Source organism: Salmonella sp. NW177 (assembly GCF_051811585.1).
Taxonomy (GTDB): Bacteria; Pseudomonadota; Gammaproteobacteria; order Enterobacterales; family Enterobacteriaceae; genus Salmonella; species Salmonella enterica.
Genome location: NZ_JAMMZV010000001.1, coordinates 1,249,979 through 1,260,203 on the forward strand (window position 1 = coordinate 1,249,979; position 10,225 = coordinate 1,260,203).

The window sequence follows — 10,225 nt, forward strand, 5'->3', positions numbered from 1 at the left end:
GGTTCACAGCAACCATTCCACAGGTAAAATTGCCGCCAACCGTACCAGAACTCGCTGCCAGAAACGCGTAGCGGGTTCTTTCTTTAACACCTTTTCCTCTTCTTGCTGACGATCGATCCAGTTAATTCGTCCCCAGCGATCCAGCCGCAGTTGCCAGGCCGCATCGCGTTGGCTCTGCGTAAAACGCTTATGAATAAGCGTCGCCAGCGTTTCACTTTCAATGACAAAGCCCATTTCGGTATTTAAAAGCGTTGAACGGGGATCAAAATTAAGCGACCCGATAAACACCTTACTACCATCAATACTGAACGTTTTAGCATGTAAGCTGGAACCTGAGTTCCCGGTGAGTCCGCGATCATGTACGGCGGTTTCATGTTCGCGGGTCGGTTTCAGTTCGTAGAGCTCCACGCCATAGCGCAGTAATTTCTTGCGCCAGCGCGCGTACCCTGCGTGAACGACCGCCACATCGTTGGCCGCCAGAGAGTTAGTTAAGATGGCGATCTTCACGCCTTTCCTGACCAGATTAAGCAACTGCGCCACGCCTGCGCGCGTAGGGACAAAGTAAGCGGAAATAATGTCGATACGCTCCGTCGGCGACCCCATCACGTCAAATAATCGCTGCGGAAGAAGCGAATGGCGCTGCGCCTTCCCCTCGCCTTTAGAAGGGTCATCGCTAAGCAAGCGTGTTTTTGCCCAAATCAGCGGCAACGTTCCGCGATCGAGATCCGCCATAAACTGGCTGGTTTCCAGCTTATGCAGATAACGGCGGGTGATCTCATCGTTATACCAGGATTCGGGAAGTTCGATACGCTGCGTCAGTTCCTGCTCAGAAAGGGATAATACTTGCTGCAATGTCGACACTGAACTACAGCGCCAGTAACGTTCAAAATCATTGGCGACATCATTGACCACCGGGCCAATGGCCATCACGTCCAGATCGGAAAATAACGGCTCCTCGCCAGCGCCGAAATAGGCATCGCCGATGTTGCGCCCACCGACCAGCGTCACTACGCCGTCGGCAGTGTAACTTTTATTGTGCATCCGCCGATTCAGCCGCGCAAAATCCGTCAAATATCCCAGCGCGCGTAGCGTACGAAAAGAGAAAGGATTAAACAGACGAACTTCGATATTAGGATGGCTATCCAGCAAGCGCAACGTATCATCCAGACCAGGCGTATTGTTATCATCCAGCAGCAGACGAACATGAACGCCGCGCTTCGCCGCCGACAGCAGTACCGAAAAGAGCAGCCGCCCGGACATATCGTCTTCCCAAATATAATACTGCACATCCAGCGTCCGCGCCGCCATTTCGGTCAGGCGGTAGCGGGCGGCAAAAGCGTCCAGACTGTTATCCAGCGCCAGAATGCCGCACTCTCCGGGATGGCGCGCGCATAGCGGTTCAACGGCACGCTCCAGGCGTGTTTTATCAGGCAGGGTCGTCGCCTTGCTGAGTAAGTAATCTTGCGTAAAGCCGGGCAGTTTCTTCATCATAACAGACAAAGTATACTTGTTCAGGCAGAGCGTAACGGGTAATAAAATCTGAAACCGTCCTGACGGCGATCTCAGCGGCCTGGGCGCGTGGATAGCCATAAACGCCGGTACTGATTGCCGGAAAAGCGATGGAACGAAAGTGATTCGCCTCGGCAAGCAGCAAACAATTCCGGTATGCCTCTTCGAGTAGCTCAGCTTCCTGGTGTTCGCCGCCTCGCCAGACGGGCCCCACTGTGTGAATAACCGCCTTTGCCGAAAGCTTGCCAGCAGGCGTGATAACCGCATGTCCCGTCTGACATTCGCCCTGTTGCTGGCGGATGAGTTTACAGGCGTCCAGCAATGCCGGCCCCGCCGCGCGATGAATCGCGCCGTCTACGCCGCCGCCGCCCATTAATGATGCGTTAGCGGCATTCACAATCGCATCGACGCTAAGTTGAGTGATATCACCCTGTATGACCTGAAGACGTGATGTCATAACCCCCCCCCTTTGTCTCACCTTATCTGCAAAGTGTACAGCAGGGCTTTCAACAGAGTCGCTCTTTTTATATCTATGACACCGCCGTTAACGGTACTCAATATTCATCACCGCCAGGCTTTTTTGCGCATCGAGATAATGCAGCCGTACCGTCGCAATGGACTGAATATCCTGCGGTAATCCAGATGCCTGCCGAAGGTCAATCCGGTGCATTTGCTTTTTACCTTCGCGTAGGCAGGTTAAATCAATATTTTCGGCGTGAGTAGAAATATCGCACAGTGGCTCAACAATCGCGCCGCGAAAATGGATAACGCCGCCCTGTACCGTTTGTTGCCCTACCGCAGAATGGATAAAAAAAGCGCAGATACACAGGCCTATGCCAGGGATATTTTTCTTGATTACGGACATGTTAACTCCTCAATGATTAGTCATCCTCGAGGGTTCGGCGTTACCTTTTAGCGACATGCCGAGACGATGAGACGCTTTTATCGCCTCTTTATACCCAGGTCAGCCAATCCATTTCCGCCACCATTAAAAACTACTGTGCAGAAGGCGGCCATTGTTGTGATAAATGCAGTGATTGTCCGTCCGAAACAGTAACAATAATTTTAACCGAGTCCTCTGAAGATATATTTACACTAAGACGAGACAACTCAATCGGTTGATTAGCAGGTAAAGATAGCGTTTGTTTTTGCTGTGTATGGCTTTGTCCCCCGACGCCGTCGCGCACAGAGAGAATTTGCACCTGACAGACGCAGGGTTCGTTTAATGTGACCTGAGGGATCACCGTGTAAATATCGCCTTGCTGAGTCGTGGTAAACGTAATCTGATTTGAAAGTGCGGCAAGGAGCAATAAAGTATGCATAATTTCCTCCCGAAAAAAAACAGGGCTTATGCCCTGTTTTTTTATTAGCGCAGACGCTAAATTAATACTGGTTAGCCGTGGCGTTGTTGCCAAAACCAACCTGACGCACCATTACGCTGGAATCAGATGCGGTCTGATTAACCAGCGCGGCGTTATTACCGCCGTATTGACCGACAGTAATATCGGAGTTTTTAGCGTTCCACTGGTCGATGGTGGCATTGTTTCTGAAACCATTCTGAGTCAGTTCAATAGTACTGTTATCCGCACCCTGGCCTACATCGGCGCCGTTACCATAACCGCTCTGGGTAATAGTCGTTTCAGATTTACGGGCATCGCTTTGCAGAGCAAGCGCAGCGTTAGCGGAACCGTACTGATAAATGCTCAACGTTGAGTCCGGGCCGGAACTATTGCCGCCGCCGTTATGATTACCGCCGCCGCCCCATTGTGGAACGACGCCAGCCAGAGCACTGCCAGAAACTACGATTGCTGCGAATGCTGCCACTTTTAAAAGTTTCATGGTAAAACCCCCATCGGATTGATTTAAAAGTCGTAACGGTATTAGCGTTGGGTGACGCGAATAGCCATATGCGACTGTTTCTGCACTACAACTGCTGTTTTCTGCGTACCGTACTGGGTAATATTGGCCTTATTTCCAGAACCTTTCTGGATAATAGCCGCACTATTACCGTAAGCGCTTTGCGATATACTGGCATCGTTGGCATTGCCCGTTTGCTCAATATACGCAAAGTTATAATTCCCTGCCTGGTCGACTTTCGCCCGATTATTTCCTCCTTCTTGTGAAATAACGGACAATAGTTTTGATCCTTCCTGGCGTACTCTGGCACTATTATCCGTGCCGACTTGACCAATAATGGCCGCCTGATTAAATGAAGACTTGCTTAATTCATTTACCGCAAAATTATACTCTGAACGAGCCAGATCATAATTTGTCGCGGTTGCAATCCCAGGCGCACCCAGTATTGTCAACATCATAAATAACAATTTGTTTTTCATGCTGTCACCCTGGACCTGGTCGTACATAGCGAAAATTATCTATTACCTTGTTAGCGACATGCGTTTTTTGTTAACGCGTCGTTACGATGAAGAGTATGTCCGTGGAAACATTTTTAATAACTCACCCACGCGTGGTATTTTGTTATTTAAGCTCATACCAAAGTGCTAATAAAACGATAGCCATGTGATTTTTTATAATTGATTTTTGGCCATAGAAGATAGTGTATCGCGAACCCAAAAAATGAAGTGTTGGTGTGTGTTATGCCGCCATGGGGATGTTCTTATGCTTCCTATGGGGGGCAATACGCACAAGACGTGACACACTTCGTTTTTTTTGTCTTTGTGCTGTCCAGGTTAATGCCACGTCTCAAATTTTAAGAAAAAATAAAATCAAAACATAACATATAATAATTAAAATGATTAAAAATCAATGAATTATTATAATTTGTATGATTTTTTAAATCTATGCAATAACAGCGAAATGTACAACTTTACTATCAAATCTAAACTTCAAAAAAACCCAAAAACAACATTTTAATATATATTTTTACATATTGTTACAAGTTTAACACTTGCTTTAAGATTTGTAATGGCTAGATTGAAAACAGTTAAAAGTATTTTCGTAAATATTTTTCTCTTTCTGGATAATGGGCTATTTCAACCCACAGCAGTGCAACATCTGTCAGTACTTCTGGTGCCTTTATTTTATGGGGGCAGCTGTCAGATGTGCGATTAAAAAAAGTGGAGTTTCATCATGTTTAATGAAGTCCATAGTAGTCATGGTCACACACTATTGTTGATCACAAAGCCATCTCTGCAAGCTACGGCATTATTGCAACATTTAAAGCAATCGCTGGCCATAACCGGAAAACTGCATAATATTCAACGTTCTCTGGAAGATATCTCAGCCGGTTGCATTGTTTTAATGGATATGATGGAAGCGGATAAGAAGCTTATCCACTATTGGCAGGATAATTTAAGCCGCAAAAACAATAATATAAAAACATTATTGTTAAATACCCCTGACGATTATCCCTACCGTGAAATTGAAAACTGGCCTCATATTAACGGCGTGTTTTACGCCACTGAAGACCAGGAACACGTGGTCAGCGGATTACAGGGTGTTCTGCGGGGCGAATGCTATTTTTCACAAAAATTAGCCAGTTACCTGATTACACACTCAGGAAATTACCGCTACAACAGCACCGAGTCCGCATTACTCACTCATCGCGAAAAAGAGATCCTCAATAAGTTACGTATTGGTGCCTCTAATAATGAAATCGCCAGGTCGCTATTTATCAGCGAGAATACGGTTAAGACACATCTTTATAATCTTTTCAAAAAGATAGCTGTCAAAAATCGCACCCAGGCAGTTTCATGGGCAAACGATAATCTCAGGCGGTAAGGCCATGAAACGCTATCTGACCTGGATTGTAGCAGCAGAGTTACTGTTCGCTACCGGAAACCTGCATGCCAATGAAGTTGAAGTCGAGGTTCCCGGATTGTTAACCGACCATACCGTCTCTTCGATAGGACATGAATTCTATCGTGCATTCAGCGACAAATGGGAAAGCGAATACACCGGCAATCTGACCATTAATGAAAGACCCAGTGCGCGTTGGGGAAGCTGGATCACCATAACGGTAAATCAGGACGTTATTTTCCAGACCTTTTTATTTCCAATGAAAAGAGACTTCGAGAAAACCGTCGTCTTCGCATTAGCGCAAACAGAGGAAGCATTAAATCGCCGACAAATAGATCAAACGCTATTAAGTACGAGTGATTTAGCGCGTGATGAATTCTAAAACATGATTTTTATCCGGAGGCTGTCATGCGTGTTAAACATGCAGTAGTGCTACTCATGCTTTTTTCGCCATTAACCTGGGCTGGAAATATGACGTTCCAGTTCCGTAATCCTAACTTTGGTGGAAACCCCAATAACGGTTCCTTTTTATTGAATAGCGCCCAGGCGCAAAATTCATATAAAGACCCCGCTTATGATAACGATTTTGGTATCGAAACCCCCTCAGCGTTGGATAACTTTACACAGGCTATTCAATCGCAAATTCTGGGCGGCTTGTTGACCAATATTAATACCGGGAAACCAGGACGTATGGTGACCAACGATTTTATTATCGATATCGCTAACCGCGACGGACAGCTCCAGCTCAACGTCACGGACAGAAAAACGGGAAGAACCTCGACCATCGAAGTGTCAGGTTTACAAACTCAGTCAACCGATTTTTAAGCTACAGTCACTAAAGGATATAAATCATGCCGCGCTTACTTATTTTGGTTGCCGTTTTATTGTTGAGCGGATGCTTAACTGCCCCGCCGAAACAAGCTGCGAAACCGACATTAATGCCCCGCGCACAAAGTTACAAAGATTTGACGCACTTACCTGCTCCCACCGGTAAGATCTTTGTTTCGGTATATAACATTCAGGATGAAACGGGCCAATTTAAACCTTACCCGGCAAGTAACTTTTCTACGGCTGTGCCGCAGAGCGCCACCGCTATGTTGGTCACTGCGCTGAAAGATTCGCGCTGGTTTATCCCGCTGGAACGACAAGGCTTACAGAATCTTTTGAATGAACGGAAAATTATTCGCGCAGCCCAGGAAAACGGCACCGTGGCGATGAATAACCGTATCCCGCTTCAGTCGCTGACGGCGGCAAATATTATGGTGGAAGGTTCTATTATTGGTTATGAAAGTAACGTCAAATCCGGTGGGGTCGGCGCAAGATATTTCGGTATTGGCGCCGATACGCAGTATCAGCTGGATCAGATTGCTGTCAACCTGCGCGTGGTTAACGTCAGTACGGGCGAGATCCTTTCTTCGGTGAACACCAGTAAAACGATCCTTTCCTATGAAGTACAGGCAGGCGTGTTCCGTTTTATTGATTACCAGCGCTTACTGGAAGGCGAAATCGGCTATACCTCGAACGAACCGGTGATGCTGTGTCTGATGTCAGCCATTGAAACCGGCGTTATCTTCCTCATTAATGATGGTATCGATCGTGGACTGTGGGATTTGCAGAATAAAGCGGACAGGCAAAATGATATTCTGGTGAAATACCGTGAGCTGTCAGTACCGCCAGAATCCTGATGAATACGACAAAGCGTGGGGAAGACCCCACGCTTTTTTTATTTTGTGACCGCCGTATTCGCTGAATGTTGCTCGCGGCGTGATGCCAGCCATAGCCCACTATTTTTCATGGCATAGCCAAAGATTAGCCCCAGCGCCAGCGACGGTAATACCAACCGCCAGTCACCCTGCCCTGCAAATGTCGCGCAGGCGCCGATAAATGTTCCCGGAACAAAAGAAAGCAATAGCTGCTTTGCCTGGATACACATCAGGAATGCCACGACCCCCGTCAACACGTAACTGACAATTTCCAGATGCGGCGCCAACGCGCTACCGTGAATAATGACCAGCGCCCACACCATACCGCTTAACAGCGTACAGGCAGAAATTAACAATCCCTTAAAGCCGCCCTGCGGACAGGCGAAATAAGCCGTACAGCCTAAAAAACCGGCCCAGCTTAGTAACCCCAGGGAGACGGCCACCCATCCCCATATTCCAGAAAGGATGCCCGTCGTGATAGCAATAGAAAGAAGTATGTTCATGGCGCGCATCATAACAGAAAAGCGGCACATTAATGAGATCACGCACACATTTTATGCAATGATGTAAAACCCGTTGCAGTTAAGAGTGATTTACATCACATTATTCTTCATCTTCTTCCTGAAGTTCATCCCACATGGCCCCTATCGCATCACGCGTTAGCGGCGCCAGAGTGCGCCAGAATGGCGTAACGGCATGGGCTTCAACTTTACCGAGGAAGGTATTGCACCAGGGAAGCAGATAATCGGCAAATAAGGTTTCCAGCGCTTCACTTTCATCTTCGGCAGACTGATCTTCCAGCCAGGAGGCCGCGAGCAATAAAGTGCCAATGTGATCGGCAGGCGTATCGGCCAGCGGCATCCCTCGCGACGTTAAAAAAGCGCGCACCTCAGACTCTTCCGCGCCTTCGACCCACGCACTGCGGTATGGCGCTACCGCGCACTCTTCCCCAACAAATAACGCATTGTAATCAGTGGAAATCTGCGTGATATCGCAGCTTTTCTGTAAACGCGCCAGCATGTCATCCTGCTCCAGCGGCCAGTTTGCCGCCAGTTTACCTTCACGGATTAACGTAAACAGCGGAACCAGTAAAGGATCTTGCGGTTGGCGGTAAAACAACGATCCCAGCACACGGCACAGGATTGAAAACTCATTCATTGATATCTTCCCGTAAATAACGATTATAGTTCGGCAAATTCCGGTACAGGCGCCATACCGCGTGATTCGAGAAAGGCCAGTAAGCGCTGCGGCGAGACGTTCAGGATTCGATCTTCCGGAAAATTCACCGCATCCAGAATTTTCCGGCATTCGGTGAAATCGCCAAGCGTAAAGGCCGTATGGGAATCAGATCCTAACGCTACCCAGCCTCCCGCATCGCGTACGGCGGCAGCGACCGCGCGGCAATTATCTTCGCTTCCTTTACGCGAATGCAGAAAAGAAGAGTTGTTGATTTCCAGCGCTACATGGTGTTTCGCCGCCGCCTGCGCGATGGCTTTAACCTCCACTGGATACTTTGGATTTCCGGGGTGACTAATTATATGCACCTTGCCGCTGGCGATGGTCGCGATCATCGCCTGGGTATTGGTTTCTTTATCATGCGGCGCAAAAACGGGCTCATGGAAGCCTGCGATAATCAGATCCAGCGAGTCGAACATCTTTCCGGAACAATCAATTTCACCGTTAATGTTCTTGATATTCGCCTCAATGCCACGCAGTATCCCCACGCCGTCAACCAGACGCGGCCAGATGCGCATGTTAATAAAATGCCAGTGATGCGGCGCATCTTCCATGTCCGGACCATGATCGGTAATCGCAAAAAGTTTAATGCCTTTGCGTTTGGCTTCCGCGATATAATCGCTCAGAGTACTGTAGGCATGAGTGCTGGCGACGGTATGCATATGCAGGTCAACGGGATACATTGCTCTCTCCTGTAGTCATTTCCGACAAGGATAGCAGGTATCGCCAGCGTTTTTTAGCGAAACCCGGCCCGCGCCGGGTTGATGTCAATATCCTCTCGCCCGATCCACCTGCCCCGTCACCGGCTCTCCCTTCTCCAGCTGGGTAATGGTGCGGCTAATATAATCGATGGCTTCCGCTGGACGGGTGACTGCCGCAATGTGCGGCGTCATGGCGACTCGCGGATGGCGCCATAATGGACTTTCCTGCGGTAACGGTTCCTGGCTAAAGACATCCAACATCGCGCCTTTTAGCTTACCGCTATCAAGCGCAGCCAGCAGATCCGCCTCCTGAACATGCACGCCGCGCGCGAGATTCAACACGTAAGCGCCATCCGGCAATTGATCCAACAATTCGCTATTAATAATTCCTACCGTTTGGGCCGTATTCGGCAGCAGATTAATCAGCACCCGCGCCTGGTTCAGGAAAGCGTGCAGCTCTTCACGCCCAACATAACTTTCCACGCCAGGCCAGGATTTGCGGCTACGACTCCAGCAACGTAACGGGAACCCCCACGCCTGTAGACTTTCTGCCACTTTTGCGCCCAGTACCCCTGCGCCCATGATACCGACGCTAAACTCTTCGCGGGTATATTCCGGCAACGGTTTCCATAGCGCCTGATTTTTCAGCGCCTGATAATCATCGAAACGACGGAACCAGTGTAATACCTGGCTGACGGCATACTCCTGCATTTGCAGGCCCATTCCGGTATCTTCCAGACGGAATAGAGGAATGGAGGCGTCCAGCATTTCCGGATGCGCATTTAATTTACTCAGAATTGCATCCACCCCCGCGCCCAGCGCAAAGACGGCTTTTAAGCGTCTTCCGGCCAGCATTTCAACCGGGGGCTGCCATACAAGCGCATAGTCTGCGGGGTTGTTATCACCGACCTTCCATTCACGAACGCGCGCATGTGGGAGAGCCTTCTCCAGCGCATTTACCCACCAGGCGGCGTTAAATGTCGGGTGATAAAAAATTATCTCCATGTTATCTCCTGAGCAGTATTGTGCGGAATGTGATTGCGCCTGTTATCAGCGTTTTCAACGGGATGTGCAGCATAGCAAATTTCCCGGCGCGGGCAAAAAAAGCAGTTTTCGCTTATTAAAGCCACAGATTGGTGGAAGTTTGTATAAACGCGCTTTTTTTTTAAAAAAGTTGATTGACGTAGAAAGGATATTTCCCTACATTAGCGCCCGTTCCAGTAATGCTGGAGCGACAATTTGGTGAGGTGTCCGAGTGGCTGAAGGAGCACGCCTGGAAAGTGTGTATACGGCAACGTATCGGGGGTTCGAATCCCC

14 protein-coding genes are annotated in these 10,225 nt (G+C 48.5%); 4 read left to right on the plus strand and 10 right to left on the minus strand.

Going from position 1 to position 10,225, the window contains the following annotated elements; translation table 11 throughout:
* Nucleotides 1–3: 3 nt before the first annotated feature.
* The 6 genes from NA986_RS06575 to csgB form a co-directional block, all read right to left on the minus strand.
* Nucleotides 4–1,491 (minus strand): phospholipase D family protein, encoded by a 1,488-nt coding sequence (locus tag NA986_RS06575; protein ID WP_000976323.1) that lies wholly within the window; start codon nt 1,489–1,491, stop codon nt 4–6.
* Nucleotides 1,427–1,966 carry an O-acetyl-ADP-ribose deacetylase gene (gene ymdB, locus NA986_RS06580; protein WP_000203941.1) on the minus strand — a complete coding sequence of 180 codons (540 nt, stop codon included), beginning with the start codon at nt 1,964–1,966 and terminating at the stop codon, nt 1,427–1,429. The genes NA986_RS06575 and ymdB overlap by 65 nt, the downstream gene beginning before the upstream one ends.
* Before the next feature lie 87 nt (nt 1,967–2,053).
* Nucleotides 2,054–2,374, minus strand: a complete 321-nt coding sequence (locus NA986_RS06585) for a type 1 fimbrial protein (protein ID WP_000111257.1) — start codon at nt 2,372–2,374, stop codon at nt 2,054–2,056.
* A gap of 130 nt (nt 2,375–2,504) precedes the next feature.
* Nucleotides 2,505–2,831, minus strand: a complete 327-nt coding sequence (csgC, locus tag NA986_RS06590) for a curli assembly chaperone CsgC (protein WP_000557256.1) — start codon at nt 2,829–2,831, stop codon at nt 2,505–2,507.
* A gap of 61 nt (nt 2,832–2,892) precedes the next feature.
* The gene (csgA, locus tag NA986_RS06595) at nt 2,893–3,348 is read right to left on the minus strand and encodes a curli major subunit CsgA (RefSeq protein WP_000771416.1); all 456 of its coding nucleotides are present in this window, start codon (nt 3,346–3,348) and stop codon (nt 2,893–2,895) included.
* Between the two features lie 41 nt (nt 3,349–3,389).
* On the minus strand, nt 3,390–3,845 hold the full coding sequence (gene csgB, locus NA986_RS06600; protein WP_000791655.1) for a curli minor subunit CsgB: 456 nt from the start codon (nt 3,843–3,845) through the stop codon (nt 3,390–3,392).
* 754 nt (nt 3,846–4,599) lie between these two features.
* On the opposite strand from csgB, the gene csgD reads away from it, so the two are divergent.
* The 4 genes from csgD to csgG are packed head-to-tail and all read left to right on the plus strand — an operon-like array spanning nt 4,600 to nt 6,953.
* Complete coding sequence (csgD, locus tag NA986_RS06605; protein ID WP_023216570.1) at nt 4,600–5,250, plus strand: biofilm master transcriptional regulator CsgD; 651 nt, start codon at nt 4,600–4,602, stop codon at nt 5,248–5,250.
* A gap of 4 nt (nt 5,251–5,254) precedes the next feature.
* A complete protein-coding gene (gene csgE, locus NA986_RS06610) occupies nt 5,255–5,650 on the plus strand; it encodes a curli production assembly/transport protein CsgE (protein WP_000833307.1) in 396 nt (131 codons plus the stop codon).
* 26 nt (nt 5,651–5,676) lie between these two features.
* On the plus strand, nt 5,677–6,093 hold the full coding sequence (gene csgF, locus NA986_RS06615) for a curli production assembly/transport protein CsgF (RefSeq protein WP_001264073.1): 417 nt from the start codon (nt 5,677–5,679) through the stop codon (nt 6,091–6,093).
* Nucleotides 6,094–6,119: 26 nt separating this feature from the next.
* Nucleotides 6,120–6,953 carry a curli production assembly/transport protein CsgG gene (csgG, locus tag NA986_RS06620; protein WP_001137620.1) on the plus strand — a complete coding sequence of 278 codons (834 nt, stop codon included), beginning with the start codon at nt 6,120–6,122 and terminating at the stop codon, nt 6,951–6,953.
* 38 nt (nt 6,954–6,991) lie between these two features.
* Here the strand turns inward: csgG and NA986_RS06625 are convergent, their stop codons facing one another.
* From NA986_RS06625 to ghrA, 4 genes are all read right to left on the minus strand, one after another.
* A complete protein-coding gene (locus NA986_RS06625) occupies nt 6,992–7,474 on the minus strand; it encodes a DUF1097 domain-containing protein (protein WP_023204999.1) in 483 nt (160 codons plus the stop codon).
* 100 nt (nt 7,475–7,574) lie between these two features.
* Nucleotides 7,575–8,129, minus strand: a complete 555-nt coding sequence (locus NA986_RS06630) for a TorD/DmsD family molecular chaperone (protein ID WP_001001883.1) — start codon at nt 8,127–8,129, stop codon at nt 7,575–7,577.
* Nucleotides 8,130–8,152: 23 nt separating this feature from the next.
* Nucleotides 8,153–8,890 (minus strand): phosphatase, encoded by a 738-nt coding sequence (locus NA986_RS06635; RefSeq protein WP_000283643.1) that lies wholly within the window; start codon nt 8,888–8,890, stop codon nt 8,153–8,155.
* An 84-nt stretch (nt 8,891–8,974) separates the two neighbouring features.
* Entirely contained in the window at nt 8,975–9,913 is a 939-nt protein-coding gene (gene ghrA / locus NA986_RS06640) for a glyoxylate/hydroxypyruvate reductase GhrA (RefSeq protein ID WP_023216572.1), read from the minus strand.
* Nucleotides 9,914–10,225 lie beyond the last annotated feature (312 nt).

Coding starts and splice junctions, on each gene's coding strand:
- csgA (WP_000771416.1), bottom strand. CDS start 3,348: ATGAAACTTTTAAAAGTGGCAGCATTCGCAGCAATCGTAGTTTCTGGC.
- csgF (WP_001264073.1), top strand. CDS start 5,677: ATGCGTGTTAAACATGCAGTAGTGCTACTCATGCTTTTTTCGCCATTA.
- NA986_RS06630 (WP_001001883.1), bottom strand. CDS start 8,129: ATGAATGAGTTTTCAATCCTGTGCCGTGTGCTGGGATCGTTGTTTTAC.
- csgG (WP_001137620.1), top strand. CDS start 6,120: ATGCCGCGCTTACTTATTTTGGTTGCCGTTTTATTGTTGAGCGGATGC.
- csgE (WP_000833307.1), top strand. CDS start 5,255: ATGAAACGCTATCTGACCTGGATTGTAGCAGCAGAGTTACTGTTCGCT.
- NA986_RS06625 (WP_023204999.1), bottom strand. CDS start 7,474: ATGAACATACTTCTTTCTATTGCTATCACGACGGGCATCCTTTCTGGA.
- NA986_RS06585 (WP_000111257.1), bottom strand. CDS start 2,374: ATGTCCGTAATCAAGAAAAATATCCCTGGCATAGGCCTGTGTATCTGC.
- NA986_RS06635 (WP_000283643.1), bottom strand. CDS start 8,890: ATGTATCCCGTTGACCTGCATATGCATACCGTCGCCAGCACTCATGCC.
- csgD (WP_023216570.1), top strand. CDS start 4,600: ATGTTTAATGAAGTCCATAGTAGTCATGGTCACACACTATTGTTGATC.
- csgC (WP_000557256.1), bottom strand. CDS start 2,831: ATGCATACTTTATTGCTCCTTGCCGCACTTTCAAATCAGATTACGTTT.
- ymdB (WP_000203941.1), bottom strand. CDS start 1,966: ATGACATCACGTCTTCAGGTCATACAGGGTGATATCACTCAACTTAGC.
- csgB (WP_000791655.1), bottom strand. CDS start 3,845: ATGAAAAACAAATTGTTATTTATGATGTTGACAATACTGGGTGCGCCT.
- NA986_RS06575 (WP_000976323.1), bottom strand. CDS start 1,491: ATGATGAAGAAACTGCCCGGCTTTACGCAAGATTACTTACTCAGCAAG.
- ghrA (WP_023216572.1), bottom strand. CDS start 9,913: ATGGAGATAATTTTTTATCACCCGACATTTAACGCCGCCTGGTGGGTA.